Here is a 23,560-nt window from a genome sequence, read left to right on the forward strand (position 1 = left end):
ATGACCCGTCGCTTCCTGGCTGTTTTCACCACCTTGGGCCTGGCGGCCTGCAGCTCGGCGCCGACCCAATACTACACGCTGGTGCCGACGGCGACAGATAGCACAGTGCGCACGAATGTAGCCGCGCCAGCCTTCCAGTTCGAGATGCTGCCCGTGCGCATACCGGTCCAGGTCGACCAGCCACAAGTGGTTGTTCGCCAGGGCAGCGGAGCCTTGACGATCCTCGAAACCTCGCGCTGGAGCGCGCCATTGGCCGACGAGTTCCATGACGCCCTGGCCGGGCAGATGGAACTCAAACTGGGTATCCGAGATCTGGCGGGCTTACCCAAGGCCCAGGGCCTTGCGACACTCTCTCTGCAAACCGACGTCCGACGTTTCGACTCACTGCCGGGTCGGTACGCCTTGATCGATGTGGTCTGGAGTATCAGCCTGCGCGGCGACGGCGAGAAACGTCGCAGCCTGACGTGCAGCAGCGTCATCCGCCAATCGGCCGGCCCGCAGGTACAGGACCTGGTGCTGGCCCATCAGCAGGCCATCGGGCAGTTGGCGAGCATTATTGCTGGCGCCGCGCGCAACTGGTCGACATATCAGGGTATAGGGTGCCCTTAGGGGATGCGCCGGCAATCTGTGGCTACACTCGTTCCTGCCACATTGATTCGCAAATGACGTGGTCGGCTTGCCTGAAGGAACAATCAAACCCAAAAGTGAGGAACACATGAACACGGTCCGTAAATGCCTGTTAGGTGTTGCATTCGGTAGCCTGTTGCTAGGTGGCTGTACCTCGAAAATCACCGAGAAGTCGCAGTACTCCGGCTTCTTGTCCAACTACAACAACTTGCAGGAAGTTACTACCAGCAGCGGCCAGAAGGCGATGCGCTGGGTCATCCCCTCCTGGAACCCGAACGCCTACGATACGGTCGCGTTCAAGCAACTGGATCTCTACCCGGCACCTCGGCCCGACGATAGGGTCAATCTCAAGACCCTTGAAGAGTTGCAGGCGTACATGACCAACAACGCCAAAAGCGTCCTCGGCCAGAAATACCGGATCGTAGCGAACGCTCAATCTGCGCCTGTCGGTTCGCGCACGCTGATCATGCGTGCTGCCATCACTGGTGTTACGGCGTCGAACGAAGGCATGCGCTGGTATGAAATCGTTCCGGTCGCCGCCGTCGTCGGCGGCGTGACTGCCGCCACGGGCCATCGCGACCAGAGCACCGAACTTTACATCGAAGCCGAACTGATCGATGGGAGCAGCGGCCAGACTGTGGCCAAAGTGGTGCGTAAAGTCTTTGGTGAAACCCTGAGAAATTCGAGCCAAGCCGTCACCACCAATGACTTTAAAGTGGCGATCAGGGCTCTAGGCAGCGACTTGCAGGCGTTTATCCGGTAACGCCGGGCACCCTGCGAGGGTTTTGCTCTCGCAGGGTGAATCTGCCTCAAGCCTCGGCAGCCGTGCCACGGCGTTTCTGCCGCTCGGACTCCAGCCAGATCACCAGCGCCAGCAGGCTGCCACCGGCTATCAGCAAGCTCATCAGCCAACCCAGGGTCTCGGCGATCCGGGTGAAGAACAGTGTGTAGACCTGGATGATGAAGAAGGTCGAGCCATAGCCCACCAACATGCCGAAACGCAAGCGAATCCCCAGCGCGAGAACCCCCAGGCTGACCAGCGCCCAGAGCACGTTATACATCACCAGTTCCCCGGCATCGGCCAGGTGCCAGGGGCCATCGATCAGCTCGTAGCTGCCAAACAGCGACAGTAGCCACAGGGACATTTCGCCGACAAACAAACCGCAGGAAATCCACACCTTGGCAAAGCCGCCATAACGTCCCAGCCACCCGGCCTCGCCGCGCAGATGCACCACGCCCGCCGCGATCAACGCGACCGCAGCGCCGAGAAAGCGTAGCGGGTAGTTCATGCCGAACCAGTAGGCGCCCCAGCCGGACTGATAGCCGCTGCGCCCGCCAAACCAGACAAAGAACAGCACGCTGCACAGGGTCAACAGCAAGACGTTGTTCAGGGCGTAACTGAGGACCAGCAGTATCAGCAGATCGACCAGCAGCAGCGCCGGCCAGTTGCCCGAACCGTCCGAATAGATCATGCCCAGCACAAAACTGGTGCCGATCAAGGCAAAACCACCGAGCAACTCAAGGGTGCCGCCCAACAGTTTCAGCTGCCTGCCGATCAGCCAGCGCCCGCCAACAAACAGTCCCAGGGTTACCAGCGCCAGGCTGACGGCCAGTTTCGGCAAGGTGAATTCCAGGTGTTCGCGCAGAAACAGCAGCAACCCCGCCGCCAGGCTGATCGCGCCAAAGGTCAGGAACCAGCGGCCCAGCGAGCGCCAGTCCCAGCGCGTCAGTACATAACGCTCGCCAATGCGGGCGTGCTGGTCGATGTCGATCTGGCCGTCTCGCAGCCATTGATCCAGTGCGTTGTGCACCTGTTGATTACGCTGATCCGGGCTCATTGTGCTGCTCCCTTGACGCGCAGGGCCATGCGTTCAAATGACCAGCCCAGTAACAGGCCGATGATCCCGGCCACCGCGAAAAACGTTGCAATGCCCAGGCGGTCCCAGGAGTACTCATAAAAGCGGGTGTACAGGTCGATGCCCAGGAACACCACGGCGAAACCGGTAAAGCTCGGATGCTTGAAGCGTGCGCCGACCACCAATTGCCCGATGGCTACCAGGGTAAACAGCAGGGTCCATATGCGCGTGTCGCTGCCCAGGTCATCGAGGCTGAGAAACCAGAGGGAGCAGTTGAGGTAGAGCAGCCCGAAGATCACATACAGTCGGCCAAATCCGCAGAAGCGGCGCAATTGGCGCTCCTCGGCCAGTTGATGGACTAGACCCAATGCCGCCGCCAGCGCGGCAATCACGGCCATCGAACGCGGGTCCTGGATATCGAAAAAATAACCGCCGTGCCCGACATACCGGCCCCACGCGCCCAGCCCATGGAATGCACACAGCAGGCCCAGGAGAAGCGGCCAGCGTAGACGATAACGGTAGGCGGTGAGGGCGCTCAGCAGCGCGGTGACCAGCAGCGCCAACGGTAGATTGCCATACTCACCCACGTCATTATCTGAAGTGCCCAGCAACAGGCTGGCGCCGATCAGGATCAGGCCGATGGTCAGGATCGCCACACCGGTAACCGGCGTGCGCTGGGCCGGATCGCGGGCCATGCGCACACCGCCCCACCACAGGCCGGCCCCGGCGAAGAAGAACAGCACGGCGCCGACCGTCACCGACTGGCTGAACAGGCTCAAGCCCCCCAGCACCGCCATGCCGATCAGCAGGACCGCGCCGATCCCCAGCCATTGCAGGACGTTGGATAACAGCTGGCCCGGTTGTTCGTAGGGCGCGCTCAGCCGCTTGCGGGCTTCGGCATCGATCAGGCCGCGGTGATGCCAGTCGGCAATTTCGTGAACCAGCAACTGCTTTGTTGTTTTTCTCATGGTGTCCAGAGGTCCGTGACGTGAAAAATCCGAATGGCCTACAGAACATTAGTGTCATTCTCAACGCGCGGCGTCACATTTTGAAAACCGAACGCCTGTCAGCCTTGCACATGGCACCTGACCCGCTGCGGCTCCTCTCCCAGCAAGGCCTGCGGCTTTTCACAGCCGGCAGTACACAAGCTGCACCTTTCACGAAAGAAACAGCCCTCTGGAAGGCGCCGGTTCCCCGGCAGTTCGGTCGGCGCCGCCACCTGTTCCGCCTGCAGGGGCACGCCGAGTCGCGGCACCGCTTCGAGCAGCAGGCGGGTATAGGGGTGACGTGGCTGCTCCAGCACCTGGGCGGCGCTGCCCAGTTCGACGATCTGCCCCAGGTACATCACCGCCACCCGGTCGGCCATATGCCGCACGACCGACACGTTATGGGAAATCAGGATGTAGGTCAGGTTGCGGACGCGTTGCAGCTCCGCCAGCAGGTTGAGGATCTGCGCCTGAACCGAGATATCCAGGGCGGAGGTCGGTTCGTCGAGGACAATGATGTCCGGGTCTGAAGAGAGGGCGCGGGCAATCGCGATCCGCTGGCGCTGGCCACCGGAAAACTGATGGGGGAAGCGGTCGAGGTATTCCGCACGTATGCCCACCTGAGCCGCGACCCGGGCCGCGATATCGCGCATTTGCCCACGCGGTGCATGACCCCGGGCGTACAGCGGCTCGGTGATGATTTTCCAGATCGGCAGGCGCGGATCTAGAGAGGATTGCGGGTCCTGGAACACGATCTGGACATTGCTGCTGCCTTTGCCGTCGGTGCGAGCGGCCCAGTTCAGTGCGCCGCTGCTCGGTGCCACCAACCCCATCAGCAGTTGGGCCAGGGTGCTTTTACCGCAGCCCGACTCGCCGACGATACCCAGGGTTTCGCCGGCCCTGACTTGCAGGTCGATACCGTTCAGCGCGTGGGCGTAACCCCGTGGTCGGCCCAGCCAGTCGTTGCTGACCGGGAAACGTACGCGCACGTCGTCCAGCCGGAGAATCTCGGGGGCCATGTCGGTCACGGCGTGAATCACGGCACTGTTCATCACGAAAGCTCCTTGACCGGTAACCAGCACGCACTTTTGCGTTGCTCATTACCGTTGATGGGGTTGAGGCTCGGACGCTGGGCGCAGATCGGCATGCTGTGGGCGCAGCGTTCCGCGAAGGTGCAGCCGACGGGCAGGGCGGCCAGGTTCGGTACTTGCCCGGGAATGGTCATCAGTGGCAGCCCTGGCTCGACCATCTCGGGCAGGCCGCTGAGCAGCCCCTGGGTATAAGGGTGCTGCGGGTTGTTCATCACCTCGGCGGTGAGGCCCTGCTCGACCACGGCCCCGGTGTACATCACATAAACCCGGTCGCAGAACTGCGAGACCAGGGCCATGTCATGGGTGATCAGCAAAATGGCGGTGCCTTTCTGCCGGGCTTTCTCCCTGAGCAGCAACAGCACCTGGCGTTGTACGGTGACGTCGAGGGCGGTGGTCGGTTCGTCGGCGATCAGCAGTTGCGGTTCGCAGGAGAACGCCAGCGCGATCATCACCCGCTGGCGCATGCCGCCGGACAGCTCGAACGGATAGCTCTCCAGGACTTGCTCAGGACTGGCGATATGCATGTCATGCAGCAGCGCGATGGCCTTGAGACGGGCCTCGGCCGCGCTGATCTTCTGGTGATGGATGATCACGTCGAGCATTTGCCGGCCGATGCGTCGGGTCGGGTTCAGGGCGGTCATCGGCTCCTGGAAAATCATCGCGGCATCGCGGCCGCGGATCTGCAGCAGCTCCTTCTCGGAGGCCGCCAGCATGTCGCGATCAAGCATGCTCAAGCTGCCGGCGGTAATGCGATAACTGCGCTCGGGCAGCAGACGCATGCTGAGCATCGCGGTGACCGACTTGCCCGAGCCGGACTCGCCGACCACGCCGACGATTTCGCCGGGATTGACGTGCAGGGTGACGCCATTCAAGGCCTTGACGTTGTTCTTGTAGGCCGGGAATTCCAGGCTCAGGTTGTCGATGGCCAATACGGGGGTGGAGGTCGGCATGGTCATTTCCCCTGTTGCCGTGGGTCGAGCAGATCGCGCACGCCATCGCCCAGCAGGTTGAAACCGGTGGCGGTGATCAGGATCGCCAGGCCGGGAAAGGTCGAATACCACCAGTTATCCAGGATGTAGTTGCGCCCGGTGGCGACCATCGCGCCCCATTCGGCGGTCGGTTGCTGTGCCCCGAGGCCGATAAAACCCAGGGCCGAGGCCATGAGAATGGCGCTGCCGATATCCAGGCTCAGTTGCACCAGCAACGGTGGCATGGCGTTGCGCGCCACGTGCCAGTGGACCATGTGCCAGCGTCCGGCGCCGAAGGTCTGGGCGGCCTTGACGTAGCCCATCTGGCGGATGCTCAAGGCCTGGCCGCGGGCCAGCCGCACATAGGATGGGATTCGCACCAGGGTAATCGCCAGCATGGCGTTGAACAGGCTCGCCCCCAGCGCCGCGGCCAGGGCCATGATCAGCACCAGGGATGGCACCGACAGCATGATGTCCATCAGGCGCATGATCAGCGCGTCGAAACGCCCGCCGATCACCCCGGAAAAACAGCCCAGCAAACCACCGATCAAACAGGAAGCAAAGGCCACGAACAGGCCGACGCCCACCGATTGCTGGCTGCCGAACAGGACGCGGCTGAACAGGTCCCGGCCGACCTCATCGGTACCGAACCAATGTTCGGCGGACGGTGGCATCAGGCGCGCGCCGAGGTCCAGGGCATTGGGATCGTGGCTGGCCAGCCAGGGGGCGAAGATCATGCATAGCAGGACGATCAGGCTGATCGTGAGGCCGGCCATGGTCAGCGGGCTGCGGCGGACCTGATAGGCCAGGTAGGCGAGTTTCTCGCCCCAGCGCGGGCCGCGTGCGGCGGTCAGGGTCACGGACATTTCAATTCACCTCGCCGATGCGTGGATCGATCACGCGGTACAAAAGATCGATGGCCATGTTCAGCAGTACATAGATAAATGACACCAGGATCGCGAAGCCCATTACCGCCGGGAAGTCCAGCGACTGGATCGACTTGACCACATAGGCGCCCATGCCGGGCCAGGCAAACACGGTTTCGGTCAGGACGGCGCCATAGAGCAGGTCACCCAGGGTCAGCCCGAGCACGGTCACCGAAGGGATCAGTGCATTGGGCAGGGCGTGGCGCAGGATCACCGTCCAGCGCGACAGGCCATAGGCGCGGGCGGTGCGGATATAGTCCTCGGACAGTTGCTCCAGCATTGCCGAGCGAATCTGCCGGGCGACCACGCCGAGGGTCACGAAGCCCAGGGTCGCGGCGGGAAGAATCAGGTGTTGCAGCACATCGAGAAACAGCCCGCCGTCACCGGCAATCAGTGAGTCGATCAGGTAGAAACCGCTGAAGGTCGGTGGTGGTGCCAGTCCCTCGGACAAGCGGCCACCACCGGGCAGCCAGCCCAACTGGCCGTAGAACAGCACAATCGCCCCAAGCCCGAGCCAGAAGGCCGGGGTGGAAATACCGGTGACCGCGAGTGTCCGGGCGATCTGGTCAATGGCGCGGTTGTGATAGACCGCCGACAGCACCCCCAGCGGCACGCCCACCAGGATCGCCAGCACCAGCGCCACCAGCGCCAGCTCCAGGGTGGCCGGGAAGAACGCCTGCAGGTCTTCGAGGACCGGGCGGTTGGTGCGGATCGAAGTCCCCAGGTCGCCGTGCAGCAGGTCCATCAGGTAACGGCCATATTGTTGATACAGCGGCAGGTCCAGGCCCAACTGGTGACGGATGCCCGCCACCAGCGCATCGCTGGCACGGTCGCCGGCGATCAGTCGGGCCGGGTCCCCGGGAATCAGGTGCGAAATTGCAAAGGTAATCAGCGAAACGCCGAACACGACCAATACCAGGCCGAGCAGGCGCTTGCGCAATAGAGTCAGGAAGGCCATTGGGCACCTCAGTCACAGCAACGACGAGAATCAGACGCCGCGCCGGCCGCGAACGGCCGGCGCGGGGGAGCCGCTTTACTTGCTCATGTTGCCCAGGTTGAAGACCTGTTCGAGCATCGGGTTGAACACGTAGCCTTTGACCGAGTCACGCATCGGCAAGGTGTAGCTCTTCTGATAGAGGTAGGCGTAGACGCTGTCCTTGAGCACCATTTTCTGTGCGGTCTGGTACAGCTCGACGCGCTTGGCGGTGTCGCTGGTGGCGGCCGCTTCGCGGATCAGCTTGTCGACTTCGGGGTTGCTGTAGAACGAACGGTTGCCTTGCAGGCCCTGCATCTTCGAGTCGAACCAGAAGTTCATGAACATATAGGGGTCGGCAAAGTCCGGGCTCCAGGCGCCCGAGGCAATGTCGTAATCGGCCTGGCCGACGCGCTCGCGCAGGGTCGCGTTGGCGAGTTTTTCCATCTTCAGGTTGATGCCCAGGGGGGCCAGTGCCGCTTGCAGCGTCAGGCCGATCGGTTCCCAGTTGGGATCCTTGTCCGAGTACATGTAGCTGAGGCTGGTGATTTTCTGCGGGGCCTTGGCCAGGCTGTCCTTGGCGGCGGCGAGGTCCTGTTTCATCGGTGGCAACGAGCTGTCGTAGGCCCACATGCCGTCCGGGATCGGCCCGTTCATCAGCTTGGCCTTGTCCTTGAGAATACCTTTGACGATGCCGTTGTAATCCACCGCCTGGGTAATCGCTCGACGGGCATCGACGCTGACCAACGGACCCTTCTTGTTGTTCAGGTACAGGTAGGTCACCCGCAACGAAGGGAATTCCCGGACCACCACGCCGGACTTCTTGGCCAGCGCGCCGAGCTGGTCTTCGGGCATGTCTTCGATGATGTCCAGGTCACCGTGTTCCAGTTGCAGGCGACGCACGGAAGGCTCGGCGATGATCTTGACCACCACGGTTTTCAGCGCGGGCTTGGGCCCGGCGAAGTAGGTGTTCGGCTCCAGGGTCAGCGACTGGCCTTTCTGCCAGGTGCTCAGGCGGAAGGGGCCGGAACCCGCGGTGTGGCTGGACAGCCAGGCATTGACGTCGGGTGTCTTGGTCACCACATCGGGGTTGATGATCGAGGCGCCGTTGTGGGCCAGGGTAAACAGGAAGGGTGCAAAGGGCGTCTTCAGGGTGAAACGGATGGTCTGCGGATCGACCACCGCCACCACCATATCCTCGGGGAAGGCCCCGGACGGACCCTGCTTGAGGGTCATCAGGCGATCGAAGGAAAACTTCACCGCGGCGGCATCCACCGGGGCGCCGTCATCGAACTTGTTGCCGGGTTTGAGCTTGAATTCCCAGACCAGGTTGTCCGGGGAAACGGTCCAGCTTTCGGCCAGGTCGCCCTGGACTTCGGTGCTGCTTTTATCGCCCTCGACCTTGTAACCGACCAGGCGCTGGTACGACGGATAAGTGATGGTCCAGTCGTTGTTGTCAAAGGTCACGGCCGGGTCGAGGGTCTGCGGGTCGGCGGGTTTGCCGATGACCAGGGTGTCCTTGGGCACCGCCGCGGTCGCGGCCTGCCAGGCGCCGAGGCTCAAGGCGCTGCACAGAACGCTCAGCAATAGTTTGCCGGTGCCGGGAAAGGGTTTGCGGGTCACGGTGTTCGTTGGGTTCATGCCGGTTTCCTTGATCATTCGATGTATGGAAGTTCGTCAGGTTTTTTATAAAAGCTATAACCGGGCAGTTGCAGGTGAAGCATCAATAACGCTGTTTTATTGTTGTTTTCAGCCGCCCCTGAGGCGGGCTGCGCTGTGTCGCTTGCGAAACTCTGTGGTTTCGTCAGTGCTGGCGTTGCGGTTTGATTGGGGTTCTCAGGGCCGTGGTTTACACCTCCTCCAGCAGGGGGTAATCGTCGGCATTCGGTAGTTCGTAATGCCACCATTCGGTATCGATCGCCTGGAACCCGGCGCCGAGCATGATCCCCAGCAACAGCAGGCGATTGCGTTGCACGTCGGCGGGTAGGTCGGGGTAGAACTGATGGGAGCGCTCTTCCATGGCGTCGAAGGCCGTGCCCATGTACAGCGGCTCGCCATCGGCGTCCACCAGGGTCAGGTCCACAGCCACGCCACGGCTGTGGTGCGAACCCAGGTGCGGGTCGCGCACGTAGTCGTTGTTCGGCAAGGCTTCCCATAGCAGGTATTGGGCGTAGGGCGGGCGGTAGGCGTCATAGATGCGCAGGGTCAATCCGGCCAGGCGCGCCAGGTAGCTGGCCTTGTTCAAACAGTCGGCGGCTTGACGATGCAGCAGGCAACGGGCAGTCGGGTAGATCACTTTTCCAGCCAGGTTGTCCGCGCTGGCGTAGATCAGGTCGATTTGCACCTGATAACGCTGGGCATCGATCTCTACAAGGGGGCTGTTGTTCACGCAAACACTCCAGTTGGGATTCGCAGAGGCGGTGGGTCAGCCTTCGAACTGGCCGAAGGCTTTTTGCAATTGGCGGTTCTTGGCCAGGCGTTCATCGAGGCGTTCGCCGTACTTCTCCGCGACGGCCGAGACCACCAGGTTCAACAGGCAGGCCAGCGGAGCGGGGGAGTCCCAGAACTGCCCGACATCGGTTTTCAGCTGCAACAGATCCAGCGGGTAGTCCCGGGCCCAGGGGCATTGCAGGTCGGTGATCAGGGCCAGGGGCAGGTTGTTTTCCAGCGCCGCGTCACAGAAGGTCTGGGTCACGCTGGAGTAGGCGCGAAAGTCGGCAATGATCGCGTAGGGATTGGCGAAGCCGGAGTTCAGGGTTTCCGCGTAGATGCCGGAGAGGCCGTCGACGTAGTAGACCTTGGGGCGAATGTATTCGAGGTGGCTATGGAACGCGGTGAGAATCCCGCGGGTCGACTGGATCCCGAGAATGAACACGGCATCGGCTTCATGGATACGTTGCACGATCTTGCCAAAGGCTTCGCTGCGGGCCAGGCCATAGGCGTGCTGGATGGCTTCGATTTCGCGAGTCATGGAGCGGTCGAGCGCGTCGTCCTGGTTGGTTTCGGCGCGAAAGGCGGCAATCCGGTCAGTGATCAGCCATGAGCTCGGCGCTTCTCCGCGCAGGCTTTTTTTCACTTCATCAAGGTTGCGGTAGCCCAGGGAGCGCAAAAAGCGCCCGACGGAAATCCCGGTGGTGGAGGCTTGCTGCGCGATGCTGTCGGCCGACTCGAACGGCAACTGCTCCGGATTGCCCAGCAGATAGCTGGCGATGCGCTTGCCGGTGGGGGTCAGGCTGGAGAACTGTTGCTCCAGTCGCTGGAGAAAGCTGTTTTTTTCCATGGACATATCGGTGCGCCGAGATCTGCTATTGTTATGTTTATGTCATTTGTTTTGTTGTTGTTATAAACATAACATCAACTTTCCAGGTAGCACAATGCCTTTTCCCGGCGATTTCGTATGGTGCTATCAGGCGAGAAGAGGGGAGCTGACTCACCCGAAGGAGGCGTCAAGTTCATGATCGAGCGCCATCGAGACGACGCGGTCGATATGACTGCGGAAGTACGGGTCAGGCTCTACCAGCCCAGTTCGGAACCGCTGGAGGTCGAACAGGTCCAGGCGTTGGTCGGTCGGGTGGTGGAAATGTTTCTGCTAGGAGCGGCTTGCGGCCAACGTCGATTCAATTGTCCTCGACATTGTCGATATGCTTGAAACGCTCGATCAGAAAGTCGATCAGGCTGCGCACCCGCGCGGACAAATGCAACTGCTGCGGGTACACCGCATAGACATCGGCGCGGGTTGGCGTCTGGTCCTCCAGCACCAGGCGCAGCCGGCCGCTGCGCACATAGCGGGCGATGTCCCATTCGGCCCGCAACAAGATCCCATAGCCTTCCAGCGCCCAGTTCAGGGCCACCTCGCCATCGTTGCAAGCCAAGGCTCCGTGTACCTTGATGTTTTCCGTGTGCCCGCTGTTGTTGAAACTCCAGACGCCATAGGGCGACTCGTTCTGGCGGATGAAAATGCAATTGTGATTTTTCAGTTCGGCGAGCTTGCAAGGGGTTCCATATTTGTCCAGGTAGAGCGGCGAGGCGCATAGCAAGCGACGATTGGAGGCAATCTTGCGGGCGTGTAAGGCGGCGTCCGGCAAGCTGCCGAAGCGAATGCCCAGGTCGAAGCCGTGGGTGGCCAGATCCAGTGGGTGGTCGCTGATTTCCAGCTGAATTTCCACCTCGGGGTATTGGGCAAAAAATGCAGCGAGGGCCGGGCCGATATGCCGGCGGCCAAAACCCAGCGAAGCGTTGACGCGAATCAGGCCCTTGGGCGTGGCGCGGCTGCTGCTGAGCAACTGCTCAAGCTCATCGATCTGCGTCAGGATGCGGGCGGCATGGGAGAAGTACAGCTCGCCTTCCGAGGTCAGGCTCATCGAGCGCGTGGTCCGGTTGACCAGGCGTACGCCCAGCCGGGCCTCCAGCGCCGTCAGGCGTTTGCTCACCGCCGGCGGGGTGACACCCAGTTCCCGGGCAGTCGCTGCCAGGCTGCCTTTGTTGGCCAGCAGGTAGAAAAAAGACAAATCCAGCGTCTGGTTCATTCGTAACTCAAAGTTATTTATGTAGTGATTTGGAGTCACTCACGTCTCCAGATTCACTACATATACTCCGTTCACACCCTGCTTGGACAGCCCAGGCCAACGGGAACAACAAGAACGTGACGAGAGTGGAGTTGACGATGAACGCATACAGAATTGCTGCGGTGCCTGGTGATGGGATTGGTGTCGAGGTCATCGCCGCCGGCGTCGAGGTGCTGCAAGCCCTGTCGAAAAAGTCGGCTTTCGAGCTGGATTTCAAACACTTCGACTGGAACTCCGATAACTACCTGAAAAACGGCTACTACATTCCCGAGGGTGGCCTGGAAGAACTGAAAACCTTCGATGCCATTTTCTTTGGTGCCGTCGGCGCGCTCAACGTACCGGACCACATTTCCCTCTGGGGGCTGCGCCTGCCGATCTGCCAAGGCTTCGACCAGTACGCCAACGTGCGTCCGGCTCGCGTTCTGCCCGGGGTGAAAAGCCCGCTGCTCAACGGTGACCAGATCGACTGGGTGGTGGTGCGGGAAAACTCCGAGGGCGAGTACTCCGGCAACGGTGGTCGCGTCCACCGGGGCCTGCCCGAAGAAGTCGCCACCGAAGTGTCGGTGTTCACCCGGGTCGGGGTCGAGCGTATTCATCGCTTTGCCTTCGAGCTGGCACGCAGCCGTCCGCGCAAGCACCTGACCATGGTCACCAAGTCCAATGCCCAACGTCACGGCATGGTGTTGTGGGACGAGATCTTCTATGAAGTCGCCAAGGACTTCCCGGACGTCAGGATCGACAAGGAACTGGTCGATGCCGTGACCACGCGCATGGTGCTCAAGCCAGCGACGCTGGACGTTATCGTCGCCACCAACCTGCACGCCGATATCCTCTCCGACCTGGCCGCTGCCCTGTCCGGCAGCCTGGGCATCGCGCCGACGGCCAACCTCAACCCTTCGCGCCGATTCCCCTCGATGTTCGAGCCGATCCACGGCTCGGCCTTCGATATCACCGGCAAAGGTGTTGCCAACCCGATCGCGACGTTCTGGACGGCCGCCATGATGCTTGAACATCTCGGCGAGCCCGCCGCGGCGAAACAGCTGATGTCGGCCATCGAAGCGGTGACCGAAAGTGGTTTGCACACCCCGGATCTTGGCGGGAAGGCCACCACCCGCCAGGTCACCGATGCGGTGATCGAACTGATCAGCCGCTGATATTTTCCACCGATTCAACGGAGTACTGCGGCGCAACGCCAAGGGGCGGATCAGCGATCCGAGCCCTTGGCATTTCCTGACAACAATAAAAAATCAGGGCCCTGTCATGAAAAGAATATTTGGCAAACTCTACGTACAAGTCCTTATCGCGGTCATCCTCGGCGCTATCGTCGGGGTACTCGCTCCCGAAACCGCCGCCGCGTTCAAACCCTTGGGCGACGCGTTCATCAAGCTGATCAAGATGCTGCTCGCACCGGTGATCTTTCTGACCGTGGTCACGGGGATCGCCCGTATGGAAAGCATGAAGGAGCTGGGCCGGGTCGGCTTCCGGGCGCTGCTCTACTTCGAAGTGGTGTCCACGCTGGCATTGGTCATCGGCCTGGTGGTGGTTGATCTGTTCAAGCCCGGTGCTGGCATGAACATCAATGTCGCCACCTTGGATACCTCCAGCCTGGCCACCTACACCTCTGCGGTGAAACACGACTCGTTCATGGACTTCGTCATGAACATCATCCCCGACACCATCGTCGATGCGTTTGCCAAGGGCAACGTACTGCAGATCCTGCTGTTTTCCATACTGCTCGGTATCGCGCTGGCCAATGTGGGGCCTCGGGCAAAGGTCTTCGTCGATACGCTGGAGAGTCTGATGCAGGGCATGTTCCGTATCGTCAACATGGTCATGCGCCTGGCTCCCATCGGTGCCTTCGGCGCCATTGCCTTCACCATTGGTAAATACGGCTTTGGCTCGCTGTTCTCGCTCGGCAAGCTGATGGCCTGTGTCTACCTGACTTGTGCGGTGTTCGTGATCTTCGTACTGGGCCCGATCTGCCGCTACAGCGGTTTCAGCCTGTGGAAGTTTCTGAAGTTCATCAAGGAAGAATTGTTCACCGTGCTTGGTACCAGTTCCTCGGAATCGGTGCTGCCGCAGATGATTGCCAAGATGGAAAAGGCCGGTGTCTCCAAGCCGGTCGCCGGGATGATCATTCCCTCGGGCCTGACTTTCAACCCGGATGGGCAGGCGATCTACTACACCATTGCCGCCATCTTTATCGCCCAGGCGACGAATACCCCGCTGACCCTGACGGATCAATTGATCGTGCTGGCGGTGCTGATGTTCACCTCCAAGGGTTCCGCGGGGGTGACCGGTTCGGGATTCATCATCCTGGCGGCTACGCTGTCTTCCCTGGGGACCATTCCGGTCGCGGGAATGGTGCTGTTGCTGGGCGTCGATCGGTTCATGTCGGAGGCACGGGCTATCACCAATACGATTGGTAATGGCGTCGGCACCCTGGCCATTGCCAAATGGGTCGGGGCGCTGGACACCGTGAAAATGCACAAGGTGCTCAACGGCGAGGTCGAAGAGGAGAAGCCCAAGGAGGTCCAGGCCGAGGTCATCCCGATGACCCGCCACTGGACTTAACCCGTAGCAAATAGGGACAATGGGTTTTTGACGCGGAAATGGAAGCTCTCATGAGTGACAGTGCACAGCGCGGCGCCAGTGACATCGATCTGATGACCGACGTCGCCATGCTTTATTACCTTGAGAACATCACCCAGGAGGCCATTGCCAAACGCTTTGAGCTGTCCCGGGCCAAAGTCAGCCGGCTGCTCAAGCGTGCGCGCGACGAAGGGATCGTCGAAGTGCGGGTGCTGCAACATCCAGCGATGAACAGTGAACTGGAGCAGGCGCTGGTCGAGCGTTTCAAGCTGGACCGGGCCTTGATCGCCGTCGATCACGGTGACCCCGATACCCAGCGTTCGGCGGTCGCCAGCCTGGTCGCCCACTACCTGAACAAGACCTTGAGCGATGGCGTGATCGTTGCCGTCGGCATGGGCCGTAATGTCGGGGCCGTGGCTGAAAACGTGTTCTTGCCGGTGACCCGCAACTGCACCTTTGTCTGTGCCATCGGTGGTTCGCTCAAAGCCGGCGAGTATATGAATCCCGACCATATCTGCCGGCGCCTGGCCTTGCGTTTCGGCGCGGAGAGCGAAACGCTCTATGCCCCGGCGTTGGTGGCGAATCCGGAATTGCGCAGTATCCTGATCAATAACGACACCGTCCGTTCGACCCTTGACCGTGCCCGTCGCGCCGACATTGCGCTGATCGGTATCGGCGATATGAGCGAGAACAGCAACATGGTCCGCATGGGCTGGTTCTCGCCCCAGGAAATTGCCCAGGCGCGACTCTCCGGTACGGTGGGCGACATGATGGGCTACGACTTTATCGATATCCATGGTCAACCGGCCGTCAACACCATGCAGGGGCGGGTGATCGGCCTGACCGTGCAGGAGTTGGCGCGGATTCCCGATGTGGTGGCGATTGCCAGTGAGAACACCAAGGCCGCCGCGACGCTGGGAGCGTTGCGCTCCGGGGTGATCAATACCCTGGCGACGACGGTCTCGAATGCCTACACCATCCTTGCGCTGGATGATGCGACTCGCAAGCTGAAGGGCTGAAACCTCCCGCGATCGGGCGGCACTCGACGAGGGCCCGGTCGGGGAGGTGCCAGGTTAATCGCGCAGTTGGGCTTCCACCGATTCGGCGAGATCGGTGAGGATCAGGCAGCAGGACACCGCACCGGCGTCCAGCACCCCCAGGGAGCGCTCGCCCAGACGGCTGGCGCGACCGATTTTCGCCACCAGGTCGCGGGTCGAATCGCGGCCTTGGGAGGCGGCGATTTTCATCCGGCCCAAGGCCTCGCTGAAAGAAATACCCGCGGCCACGGCCTGTTCGAAGGCTTCCACGGAGGGGATCAGGGTGTCCATCAGGCACTTGTCGCCGACCCCTGCATCGGTGATGTCCTGCAACGAAGTGAGGCCACCGCGCAGCAGTCGGGCGAAACTCGCTGCATCGATCTCTTCACGGCCGCGTACTTCGTCGGCCATGCCGATGAACAGGCTGCCGTAGAGCGGCCCCATCGAGCCGCCGATACCTTCCATGAGGGCCAGGGTCAACTCGTCCAGCGCTTCGGCCAGGGACAGTTGGCGACCTTCAAGGCTCTTGCCGCAGCGGGCGAAGCCCTTGGCCATGTTGATCCCGTGGTCGCCGTCGCCGATGGCGCCGTCGACTTCGCTGAGGTATTCGCGGTTGGCGACGATCACCGTAACCAGGCTGGTGACGATGGCGCTGCCGTTGCTACTCGAGAAATGCTGGCCCATGGTTTACTCCGACTGGGACATGCCGATGGAGCGGCACGGTTGATCGATCAAGGTGGTCAGTTCGGCATCGAGCCCGAGCAGGGTCAAGGTGACGCCCATCATTTCCAGTGACGTGAAGTAATTGCCCACATAACAGCGGTGAACCCGCAGGCCCTTGGTCTTGAGCAGGCGTTCGACCTCGGCGTAGAAAATGTACAGCTCCATCACCGGGGTGGCGCCGAGGCCGGAGACCAGCACCACGACGCTTTCATCCTGGCCGAAATCGCGGTCGGCGAGAATCGGCGCGAGCATGCGCTCGGCCATGGCCGCCGCGGACTCCACGGGGATGACTTCGATCCCTGGTTCGCCGTGATGACCGATACCCAACTCCATCATGCCATTGGCGATCTGGAAATTCGGTTTGCCCACCGCCGGGATGATGCACGGGGTCAGGCCGATGCCAATCGAGCGGCAGTGGTCGACGGCCTTCTGGGCCACGCGAATCACGCCGTCCAGGTCATAGCCCTGGGCGGCGGCCGCGCCGCCGACTTTCCACATGAAGATTTCCCCGGCAACACCACGGCGCTTGGCGATATCGGCCGGCGGGGCGGAGGCCACGTCGTCGTTGGCGACGACGGTGCGAATGTTCATCTCTTTGCTGGCGGCCATTTTCATCGCCAGCTTGACGTTCATATTGTCGCCGGCGTAGTTGCCGTACAGGCAGGCGACACCAGCGCCCTGGTCGGCGGCGCGGAAGGCATCGAAGAAACTCTTGGCGGTGGGCGAGGAGAAGATTTCGCCGACGGCCACGGCATCCACCAGGCCGGGGCCGACGTAGCCGAGGAAGGCCGGTTCATGGCCGGAGCCGCCGCCGGTAACGATCCCCACCTGGCCGGCCGGGGAAGGCTGGCGCTTGCGGATGACCCGTGGATTGGCTTCGTACTGGGCCAGTTGCGGATGCGCCACGAGGATGCCCTGAAGCATGTCCTCGACCACCTGGTCCGGATCGTTGATGATTCGATTCATGCAGTGTTTCCTTGTTCTTGTAAGGCCTGAGCCGATTACTGGATGCTGTAGCCGCCGTCGATCACCACGTTTTCCCCGGTGATCATCTTGGCCGCATCGCTGAGCAGGTAAAGCACCAGCCCGGCGATCTCCTCCGGCTGGGCGAAGCGCCCGATCGGGATCTGCAATTTGGCCCGCTCGCCGAGTTCACCGGCCCAGGCCTTCTTGCCCAGCGCCGTTTCGACGATGGTCGGCGACACCGCGTTGACGTTGATGCCATGGGGGGCCCATTCCATGGCCAGGACCTTGGTCATGCCGACCACCGCGGCCTTGCTGGCGCAGTAGGCCACATGCCGATCCAGGCCAATCACGGCGGCCTGGGAGGCGAGGTTGACGATGCGCCCGTGGCCTTGCTCGATCATATAGCGGGCGCAGGCCTGGGCCACGAAAAAACTGGCCTTGAGGTTGATGTCCAGGGTGGTATCCCAGGCGCTTTCATTGACGTCCAGGGCCTTGTCAAGCAAGGCGACCCCGGCGCTGTTGACCAGGTAATCCAGCCGGCCGAGTTGTCTGGCGGCCTGGTCGACGGCGCTTTGCACCTGGTCCAGCTGACGCAGGTCGACGGCCAGGCCGATATGCCCTGCGCCGAGGCTGGCGGCCATCTCGACCACGGCCGGATCACGGTCCAGCAGGGCGACCCTGGCGCCGCGCTCCACCAGCAGTTGGGCGCAGGCCAGGCCGATACCGGCGGCACCGCCGGTGATCACGGCGCAGCGACCGTTGAGGTCGAACGCCTGATTCCAGAAATTGGACATTGCATACACTCCATACGGGCCGGATCCGGCCCGGGTTCTCGGTTGGGCAGACGCTTACTTGGTGCCGGTGACCTGGGCGTACAGGGCATCGGCGTTGTTGCTGGTGACCGGCACCCACGGCAGGATGTAGGTCTTGGCGCTGCCATCGGCCCACTTCACGTCCTTGGCATAACGCTCCCAGATCAGTGATTGCGGTTTGTAGTCCTTGCCCGCCAGGGTGTGCAGGGCCATATCGAGGGCGCCCTGGGATTGTGCCTGGGCGTCTTGCAGGAAGGTGGTGACTTCACCTTTCTTGGCCGCCTGGATGGCATCGGGCATGCCGTCGATAGCGGTGATCGGCAAGTCGTCTGGCGACAGGCCGTGGGATTTCACCGCTTGCAGGGCGCCCAGGGCCATGTCGTCGTTCTGCGCAATGATGCCGGAGATGCCGCCCTTGGGATGGGCGTTGAGCCAGTCTTCGGTCAGGGTCAGGGCTTCGGCGCGCGACCAGTTCGCGGTCTTCATTTCGATGACCTTGATCTGCGGGTTCTTCAGCAGGACTTCGATCTCGCCTTTTTGCCGGTCGATCTGTGCCGACTGGCCGATCGGACCCTGGATGATCGCCACGGTGCCCTTGCCTTGCAGCTTGTCGACCATGGCCTGGGCCTGGAGGCGACCGCCTTCGACATCGTCGTTGCCGATAAAGGGCACGTTGGCGCTGGCGACCTTGGTGTTGGACGCGATCACCAGCACGTTGCTTTCCTGGGCGCGTGCCACGGCACCGACCCCGGCCTTGGTGTCGATCGGAACGAAAATGATCGCGTCGTAATGCTGGGTGACCATGGTTTCGATCTGGTTGTTCTGGGTCAGGGCGTCATAGTTGCCGTCGAACACGGTGAGCTGCACGGTGCCGTCCTTGACCGCCGGGTGCTCCTTCAGCTCGCGCACCCAGTTTTGCATGTACTGGCCCTTGAGGCCGTACACCGCCGCACCAATCTTGTAGGTCTTTTCCTGGGCCAGCGCAATACTGCTGGTGAGCAGGGAGAGCGCCGCCAGCGCAGTGAGGGATTTGCCGAGTTTTTGGGCGGAAAGTTTTACGCTGCAAAGTTTCATGGGGAACTCCTTTATTGTTGTAGTCGGTTGGTTCAGTGAAACGGCTTAACGTTTTTTCTTGCGCCAGACATCGATGAGCACCGCGAGCACGATGATCAAGCCCTTGGCGACTTGTTGGTAATAGGAGGACACGCCGAGCAGGTTCAGGCCGTTGTTGATCACGCCGATCAACAGGGCGCCGAACAAGGTGCCGACCACGCTGCCGGTGCCGCCGGAGAGGCTGGTGCCGCCAATCACCACGGCGGCGATGGCATCCAGTTCGTAGGAGGTGCCGGCCTGGGGCAGGGCGGAGGTGGTCCGGGCCGAGAGGACGACCCCGGCGAGGCCGGCCAGCAGGCCCGAGACCACATAGACCGAGAACATTACTTTGCGTACGCCGATCCCGGAGGTCCGCGCGCTTTTTTCATTGCCGCCCACGGCGTAGATATAGCGGCCATAGGTGGTGTAACGCAGCACCATCCAGAAAATCAGCGCGACCACCGCGAAGATAAGGATGGGAACGCTGATCGGGCCGAGCTTGCCGATGCCCAGGGCCAGGTAGCTGTCGGGCAGGTCGGTGACCGGGCTGCCGTCGTTGAGAATGAAGGTCATGCCGCGGGCCACGCTGAGCATGCCCAAGGTGGCGACAAAGGGCGGGATCGCCAGGTTGGCGACCATGAAACCGTTGACCACGCCGAGCATGGCGCCGGCGAACATGCCGGCGCTGACCGCCGCCAGCAGGCCATGGCCCTGGGTGGCGACCAGGGCGCTGCACAAACCGGCAAACGCGAGAATCGAGCCGACCGACAGGTCGATGCCCTTGGTCAGGATCACGTAGGTCATGCCCACGGCGAGAATGCCGTTGATCGAGGTCTGGCGCAGGATGTCCATCCAGTTGCGCCAGGTCATGAAGTACTCGCTGGCGAAGGCCATGACGATGCACAGCATAATGAACACCAGCGGCAGGCCGAAGCGGTCCAGGGCTAGGCGCAGGCGCGCGCCTGGGCGGGTGGTTGCGGATACGCGGGCAGGAACAGGTGGGGCAAGGGTTTTGGCGTTCATGAGGCGAGACTCAACAAGGCTTCCTGGGAAAGGGCGGTATCGCAGCTGACGGTGACCAGCCGGCCACCTTTGAAGACGGCAATGCGATCACTCAGATGGAGCAGTTCCGGGGCTTCGGACGAGACCACGATGGCCGCCCCGCCGGCGCGCACGAACTCATCCAGCAGGTGATAGATTTCCTGCTTGGCGCCTTCATCGATGCCGCGGGTCGGTTCATCGCAGAGCAGGCAGATCGGCTGGGTCGACAGGCACTTGGCGAGCACGACCTTCTGCTGGTTGCCGCCGCTCATGGATTCCACCGGCAGGTCGAGGGAGGAAATCTTGATCTGCAGGCGCTTGACCATGCGCTGGGCCAGTTCGTTTTCCTTGCGCGTATTGATCACTGACCAGCTCGACAGCTGCTTGTAGGCGGAGAGGGCGATATTGGCCAGGATGCTGCCGCTGAGGACCAGGCCGCTGTCCTTGCGATCTTCGGTCACCAGTGACATGCCGGCGCGAATGGTCGCCGCCGGCACGCCGATCGGCAGGGGCTGGCCCTGGAGCGTGGCGCTTCCCGAGTCGGGCGCGGTGAGGCCGTAGAGGCAATTGAGGAACTCGCTGCGGCCCGAGCCCATCAGGCCGTAGATGCCGAGGATCTCACCCTGGCGTAGTTGCAGGCTGATGTCCTGGAACTCACCGTCGCGGCTCAGCCCTTCGATGTTCAGGCAGTTTTGCGCGGCGCATTCGCGCCCGACCTTGTGATCGATGCGTTGCAACTCCTGGCCGACGATGCCACGGACCAGGTGGGCGCGGTCGATATCGGCCATGCGTCCGCTTTCAACGAAGGCGCCATCGCGAAAGATGCTGTAGTCGTCGGCGATCTGCGCCAGTTCGCTGAGGCGGTGGGACACATAGATGATCCCGGCGCCACGCGCGGTCAGGCGGCGGATGGCCTTGAACAGGGTTTCAGCCTCGCGCTCACCGATGGCCGAGGTCGGCTCGTCCATGATCATCACCTGGCAATCGTGGCTGAAGGCCTTGGCGATTTCCACCAGTTGGATCTGCGCCACGCTCAGGCGATGCATCGGGCTGCTGGCGTCGACGTCGAACTCCAGGCTTTTCAACAGTTCCCGGGTACGCCGGTTCAGCTCCTTGCCGTCGACGATACAACCGGCGCGGCGTGGTTCGCGGCCCAGCCAGATGTTTTCGGCGACGGTCATGTAGGGGATGGGCTCCAGCTCCTGGGTGATCATCGCCACCCCGGCGGCCAAGGCCGCGCTCGGACGATCGAACTGCACCGGCTGGCCATTGAGCAGGATGCTGCCCGCGTCACGCTGGGTGATGCCCATGAGGATGCTGAGAAAGGTTGATTTGCCTGCACCGTTGCCGCCGCACAAGGCGTGCACGCTGCCGGCTCGCAGAGAGAGGCGCCCGTCACGCAGGGCGGGGATCCCTGCATAGGCTTTGGCGACATTTTCAGCCTGGAGCAGTAATGGCATCGCCATCGGGAAATCCTCTTGCTGATTTTATTGTTAGGTCTCACCGATCAAATGATCGGCGAGTGATCATATGTTTAAAGCAATTTTCCGTACCCTGTCAACGATGTCTTCTATTTTTTGACGATTTAGCTCGTTATAAGCTGTTTTTGCTGTTTTTTGTCAAAGAAATAGCTTGACAGAAGCCTGTTTGTGGCTGAGTAATGCTTGTGCAAAATTTCATTGCGTGATCATTTGATCGTTGCCTGTGCTTCTGTCGGGCAACGGAGGAAAACTTATGGATGCAAACACACTGTTTTCGGTGGCCATCGGCAGCGATGAGGCGGGCTACGAACTCAAGGAACTGCTCAAGCCCTACATTGCCGCCCTGGGCTACAGGCTTCAGGACTTTGGTTGCTACTCCTCGAGTCCGGTGCTTTACCCGGATATCGCGGCCGCGGTGGCGACCGCGGTCAGTGCCGGCGAGCACCGCCTGGCGGTGCTGATTTGCGGAACCGGTATCGGCATGGCCATTTCCGCGAACAAGATCAAGGGGGTGCGTGCCGCGCAGGCCCATGACACCTATTCCGCCGAGCGCGCACGTAAAAGCAACGATGCGCAGATCCTGTCCATCGGTGCACGGGTGATCGGTCCTGAGCTGGCCAAGAGCATTGTCAAAATCTTCCTCGGATCCGAGTTCGAAGCTGAGCGTTCCGGCTCGAAGGTCGAGCGGATCACGGCCGTCGAGGCCGCGAACAGGGGGTTGTCCGGCACATAGGTCGGGGACCGCCGTGCCTGATGAAGTCTGGTCAGGGTCAGTGCCAGGGACTGAACAAAATCAACAAGAGCCCAAGAAATGTCCAACCTGCTTGAACAATTGAGACAACACAGCGTCGTGGTGGCCGATACCGGCGATCTCGATGCGATTCGCCGCTTCGTCCCCCAGGACGCAACCACCAACCCGTCGCTGATTTTCAAGGCGGTGCAGTCCGGTCAGTACGACCTTCTGGTCGGTGAGATCCTCGGTGAGGTGCGTGGCCAGGGGATCAGCGGCGATGCAGCGATAGATGAGGCCTGCGATCGGCTGGTGGTGGCCATGGGCAAACAGATTCTGGCCCTCGTGCCGGGACGTGTCTCGACCGAGGTGAGCGCCCGGCTGTCCTTCAACAGCGCGGCGAGTATTGCCAAGGCGCAGCGCCTGGTGGAGTTGTACGAACAGTCCGGTATCGCTCGCGAGCGGATCCTGATCAAGCTGGCCGCGACCTGGGAAGGCCTGCGCGCCGCCGAGGTGCTGGAGGGGCAGGGAATCCAATGCAACCTGACGCTGATCTTCAACTTCGTCCAGGCGCGGGCCTGTGCCGAAGCCGGGGCCTACCTGATTTCGCCGTTCGTGGGGCGCATTCTCGATTGGTACGGCAAGGCCGAGCCCGGGACGGTTTACGCGCCCGACGAAGAGCCGGGCGTGCGCTCGGTGCAACGCATTCTGCAGTACTTCCGTCAGCACCGGTATTCGACCGTGGTCATGGGCGCGAGCTTTCGCAATGTCGGTGAGATCAAGGCGCTGGCCGGTTGCGACCGGTTGACCATCAGTCCGGCGCTGCTGGAGGCGCTTGAGGGCACCGAGGGTCTGCTGGTGCCGGTACGGATCGATGGCGCCGGGCAGAGGGGGAGCTTGCCCAGCCCACTGAGTGAAGCCGAGTTCCGCTGGCAGATGAACGAGGATGCCATGGCCACCGAGAAGTTGGCCGAAGGCATCCGGGGTTTTGAAGCGGATCAGTTGAAGCTTGAAGCGTTGTTGCGGGAAAAACTTGCCGGAGGTGTTGCTTGAACCAGTCTGAGTCGATTTTGAAAAACAGCCGGCGTATCCGC

23 protein-coding genes are annotated in these 23,560 nt (G+C 61.7%); 7 read left to right on the forward strand and 16 right to left on the reverse strand.

Annotated features, from left to right (window positions below):
* Positions 1 to 609, forward strand: a complete 609-nt coding sequence (locus tag M5C01_RS30235; protein ID WP_152741998.1) for a PqiC family protein — start codon at positions 1 to 3, stop codon at positions 607 to 609.
* A 106-nt stretch (positions 610 to 715) separates the two neighbouring features.
* On the forward strand, positions 716 to 1,390 hold the full coding sequence (locus M5C01_RS30240) for a DUF3313 domain-containing protein (protein ID WP_152741997.1): 675 nt from the start codon (positions 716 to 718) through the stop codon (positions 1,388 to 1,390).
* A gap of 46 nt (positions 1,391 to 1,436) precedes the next feature.
* Here the strand turns inward: M5C01_RS30240 and M5C01_RS30245 are convergent, their stop codons facing one another.
* The 10 genes from M5C01_RS30245 to M5C01_RS30290 form a co-directional block, all read right to left on the reverse strand.
* Entirely contained in the window at positions 1,437 to 2,465 is a 1,029-nt protein-coding gene (locus M5C01_RS30245; protein ID WP_152741996.1) for a DUF2157 domain-containing protein, read from the reverse strand.
* Positions 2,462 to 3,451: a DUF2157 domain-containing protein gene (locus M5C01_RS30250; RefSeq protein ID WP_152741995.1), complete on the reverse strand. Its 990-nt coding sequence runs from the start codon at positions 3,449 to 3,451 to the stop codon at positions 2,462 to 2,464. The genes M5C01_RS30245 and M5C01_RS30250 overlap by 4 nt, the downstream gene beginning before the upstream one ends.
* Positions 3,452 to 3,549: 98 nt before the next feature.
* On the reverse strand, positions 3,550 to 4,521 hold the full coding sequence (locus tag M5C01_RS30255; protein WP_152741994.1) for an oligopeptide/dipeptide ABC transporter ATP-binding protein: 972 nt from the start codon (positions 4,519 to 4,521) through the stop codon (positions 3,550 to 3,552).
* On the reverse strand, positions 4,521 to 5,516 hold the full coding sequence (locus tag M5C01_RS30260; RefSeq protein WP_178130017.1) for an ABC transporter ATP-binding protein: 996 nt from the start codon (positions 5,514 to 5,516) through the stop codon (positions 4,521 to 4,523). The genes M5C01_RS30255 and M5C01_RS30260 overlap by 1 nt, the downstream gene beginning before the upstream one ends.
* Positions 5,513 to 6,394: a D,D-dipeptide ABC transporter permease gene (gene ddpC / locus M5C01_RS30265; RefSeq protein ID WP_103494290.1), complete on the reverse strand. Its 882-nt coding sequence runs from the start codon at positions 6,392 to 6,394 to the stop codon at positions 5,513 to 5,515. Before ddpC ends, M5C01_RS30260 begins: the two co-directional genes overlap by 4 nt.
* A gap of 1 nt (position 6,395) precedes the next feature.
* Positions 6,396 to 7,412: an ABC transporter permease gene (locus M5C01_RS30270; RefSeq protein ID WP_103494291.1), complete on the reverse strand. Its 1,017-nt coding sequence runs from the start codon at positions 7,410 to 7,412 to the stop codon at positions 6,396 to 6,398.
* Between the two features lie 75 nt (positions 7,413 to 7,487).
* Positions 7,488 to 9,068, reverse strand: a complete 1,581-nt coding sequence (locus tag M5C01_RS30275) for an ABC transporter substrate-binding protein (protein ID WP_152741992.1) — start codon at positions 9,066 to 9,068, stop codon at positions 7,488 to 7,490.
* 208 nt (positions 9,069 to 9,276) lie between these two features.
* Positions 9,277 to 9,816 (reverse strand): D-alanyl-D-alanine dipeptidase, encoded by a 540-nt coding sequence (gene ddpX, locus M5C01_RS30280; protein WP_178130016.1) that lies wholly within the window; start codon positions 9,814 to 9,816, stop codon positions 9,277 to 9,279.
* A gap of 36 nt (positions 9,817 to 9,852) precedes the next feature.
* Positions 9,853 to 10,713 carry a MurR/RpiR family transcriptional regulator gene (locus M5C01_RS30285; protein ID WP_152741991.1) on the reverse strand — a complete coding sequence of 287 codons (861 nt, stop codon included), beginning with the start codon at positions 10,711 to 10,713 and terminating at the stop codon, positions 9,853 to 9,855.
* A 331-nt stretch (positions 10,714 to 11,044) separates the two neighbouring features.
* Positions 11,045 to 11,953, reverse strand: coding sequence for a LysR family transcriptional regulator (locus M5C01_RS30290; RefSeq protein ID WP_152741989.1), 909 nt, complete (start codon positions 11,951 to 11,953; stop codon positions 11,045 to 11,047).
* A 137-nt stretch (positions 11,954 to 12,090) separates the two neighbouring features.
* Between M5C01_RS30290 and M5C01_RS30295 the strand changes: the two genes are divergently transcribed.
* From M5C01_RS30295 to M5C01_RS30305, 3 genes are all read left to right on the forward strand, one after another.
* Positions 12,091 to 13,146, forward strand: coding sequence for a tartrate dehydrogenase (locus tag M5C01_RS30295; protein ID WP_152741988.1), 1,056 nt, complete (start codon positions 12,091 to 12,093; stop codon positions 13,144 to 13,146).
* Positions 13,147 to 13,252: 106 nt separating this feature from the next.
* A complete protein-coding gene (locus M5C01_RS30300; RefSeq protein ID WP_152741987.1) occupies positions 13,253 to 14,566 on the forward strand; it encodes a dicarboxylate/amino acid:cation symporter in 1,314 nt (437 codons plus the stop codon).
* Between the two features lie 50 nt (positions 14,567 to 14,616).
* Positions 14,617 to 15,603 carry a sugar-binding transcriptional regulator gene (locus M5C01_RS30305; RefSeq protein WP_152741986.1) on the forward strand — a complete coding sequence of 329 codons (987 nt, stop codon included), beginning with the start codon at positions 14,617 to 14,619 and terminating at the stop codon, positions 15,601 to 15,603.
* A gap of 54 nt (positions 15,604 to 15,657) precedes the next feature.
* Here the strand turns inward: M5C01_RS30305 and dhaL are convergent, their stop codons facing one another.
* From dhaL to M5C01_RS30335, 6 genes are read right to left on the reverse strand one after another with little or no spacing between them, the layout of a single operon-like run.
* Positions 15,658 to 16,305: a dihydroxyacetone kinase subunit DhaL gene (gene dhaL, locus M5C01_RS30310; RefSeq protein WP_152741985.1), complete on the reverse strand. Its 648-nt coding sequence runs from the start codon at positions 16,303 to 16,305 to the stop codon at positions 15,658 to 15,660.
* 3 nt (positions 16,306 to 16,308) lie between these two features.
* Positions 16,309 to 17,310, reverse strand: coding sequence for a dihydroxyacetone kinase subunit DhaK (locus M5C01_RS30315; protein WP_152741984.1), 1,002 nt, complete (start codon positions 17,308 to 17,310; stop codon positions 16,309 to 16,311).
* 35 nt (positions 17,311 to 17,345) lie between these two features.
* Entirely contained in the window at positions 17,346 to 18,104 is a 759-nt protein-coding gene (locus tag M5C01_RS30320) for an SDR family oxidoreductase (protein WP_152741983.1), read from the reverse strand.
* 54 nt (positions 18,105 to 18,158) lie between these two features.
* Entirely contained in the window at positions 18,159 to 19,196 is a 1,038-nt protein-coding gene (locus M5C01_RS30325) for a substrate-binding domain-containing protein (RefSeq protein ID WP_152741982.1), read from the reverse strand.
* A 45-nt stretch (positions 19,197 to 19,241) separates the two neighbouring features.
* Positions 19,242 to 20,237: an ABC transporter permease gene (locus tag M5C01_RS30330; protein ID WP_152741981.1), complete on the reverse strand. Its 996-nt coding sequence runs from the start codon at positions 20,235 to 20,237 to the stop codon at positions 19,242 to 19,244.
* Positions 20,234 to 21,721 carry a sugar ABC transporter ATP-binding protein gene (locus M5C01_RS30335; RefSeq protein ID WP_152741980.1) on the reverse strand — a complete coding sequence of 496 codons (1,488 nt, stop codon included), beginning with the start codon at positions 21,719 to 21,721 and terminating at the stop codon, positions 20,234 to 20,236. The genes M5C01_RS30330 and M5C01_RS30335 overlap by 4 nt, the downstream gene beginning before the upstream one ends.
* A 268-nt stretch (positions 21,722 to 21,989) precedes the next feature.
* Here M5C01_RS30335 and rpiB point away from each other — a divergent pair, with 268 nt between their 5' ends.
* Together rpiB and tal are read left to right on the forward strand one after the other, a co-directional pair.
* The gene (rpiB, locus tag M5C01_RS30340; protein WP_152741979.1) at positions 21,990 to 22,469 is read left to right on the forward strand and encodes a ribose 5-phosphate isomerase B; all 480 of its coding nucleotides are present in this window, start codon (positions 21,990 to 21,992) and stop codon (positions 22,467 to 22,469) included.
* A 78-nt stretch (positions 22,470 to 22,547) separates the two neighbouring features.
* On the forward strand, positions 22,548 to 23,519 hold the full coding sequence (gene tal, locus M5C01_RS30345; RefSeq protein ID WP_152741978.1) for a transaldolase: 972 nt from the start codon (positions 22,548 to 22,550) through the stop codon (positions 23,517 to 23,519).
* The last annotated feature ends 41 nt before the right edge of the window (positions 23,520 to 23,560 follow it).

The sequence above is a fragment of the Pseudomonas sp. MWU12-2319 genome (assembly GCF_023242525.1).
GTDB lineage: Bacteria > Pseudomonadota > Gammaproteobacteria > Pseudomonadales > Pseudomonadaceae > Aquipseudomonas > Aquipseudomonas gingeri_D.

Bases quoted from the DNA above. Each gene is read 5' to 3' on its own strand.
- M5C01_RS30305 (WP_152741986.1), top strand. From the start codon at position 14,617: ATGAGTGACAGTGCACAGCGCGGCGCCAGTGACATCGATCTGATGACC.
- M5C01_RS30330 (WP_152741981.1), bottom strand. From the start codon at position 20,237: ATGAACGCCAAAACCCTTGCCCCACCTGTTCCTGCCCGCGTATCCGCA.
- tal (WP_152741978.1), top strand. From the start codon at position 22,548: ATGTCCAACCTGCTTGAACAATTGAGACAACACAGCGTCGTGGTGGCC.
- M5C01_RS30285 (WP_152741991.1), bottom strand. From the start codon at position 10,713: ATGTCCATGGAAAAAAACAGCTTTCTCCAGCGACTGGAGCAACAGTTC.
- M5C01_RS30250 (WP_152741995.1), bottom strand. From the start codon at position 3,451: ATGAGAAAAACAACAAAGCAGTTGCTGGTTCACGAAATTGCCGACTGG.
- M5C01_RS30325 (WP_152741982.1), bottom strand. From the start codon at position 19,196: ATGAAACTTTGCAGCGTAAAACTTTCCGCCCAAAAACTCGGCAAATCC.
- rpiB (WP_152741979.1), top strand. From the start codon at position 21,990: ATGGATGCAAACACACTGTTTTCGGTGGCCATCGGCAGCGATGAGGCG.
- M5C01_RS30300 (WP_152741987.1), top strand. From the start codon at position 13,253: ATGAAAAGAATATTTGGCAAACTCTACGTACAAGTCCTTATCGCGGTC.
- dhaL (WP_152741985.1), bottom strand. From the start codon at position 16,305: ATGGGCCAGCATTTCTCGAGTAGCAACGGCAGCGCCATCGTCACCAGC.
- M5C01_RS30235 (WP_152741998.1), top strand. From the start codon at position 1: ATGACCCGTCGCTTCCTGGCTGTTTTCACCACCTTGGGCCTGGCGGCC.
- M5C01_RS30290 (WP_152741989.1), bottom strand. From the start codon at position 11,953: ATGAACCAGACGCTGGATTTGTCTTTTTTCTACCTGCTGGCCAACAAA.
- M5C01_RS30240 (WP_152741997.1), top strand. From the start codon at position 716: ATGAACACGGTCCGTAAATGCCTGTTAGGTGTTGCATTCGGTAGCCTG.
- M5C01_RS30270 (WP_103494291.1), bottom strand. From the start codon at position 7,412: ATGGCCTTCCTGACTCTATTGCGCAAGCGCCTGCTCGGCCTGGTATTG.
- M5C01_RS30245 (WP_152741996.1), bottom strand. From the start codon at position 2,465: ATGAGCCCGGATCAGCGTAATCAACAGGTGCACAACGCACTGGATCAA.
- M5C01_RS30260 (WP_178130017.1), bottom strand. From the start codon at position 5,516: ATGACCATGCCGACCTCCACCCCCGTATTGGCCATCGACAACCTGAGC.
- M5C01_RS30255 (WP_152741994.1), bottom strand. From the start codon at position 4,521: ATGAACAGTGCCGTGATTCACGCCGTGACCGACATGGCCCCCGAGATT.
- M5C01_RS30320 (WP_152741983.1), bottom strand. From the start codon at position 18,104: ATGTCCAATTTCTGGAATCAGGCGTTCGACCTCAACGGTCGCTGCGCC.
- M5C01_RS30295 (WP_152741988.1), top strand. From the start codon at position 12,091: ATGAACGCATACAGAATTGCTGCGGTGCCTGGTGATGGGATTGGTGTC.
- ddpC (WP_103494290.1), bottom strand. From the start codon at position 6,394: ATGTCCGTGACCCTGACCGCCGCACGCGGCCCGCGCTGGGGCGAGAAA.
- M5C01_RS30315 (WP_152741984.1), bottom strand. From the start codon at position 17,310: ATGAATCGAATCATCAACGATCCGGACCAGGTGGTCGAGGACATGCTT.
- M5C01_RS30335 (WP_152741980.1), bottom strand. From the start codon at position 21,721: ATGGCGATGCCATTACTGCTCCAGGCTGAAAATGTCGCCAAAGCCTAT.
- M5C01_RS30275 (WP_152741992.1), bottom strand. From the start codon at position 9,068: ATGAACCCAACGAACACCGTGACCCGCAAACCCTTTCCCGGCACCGGC.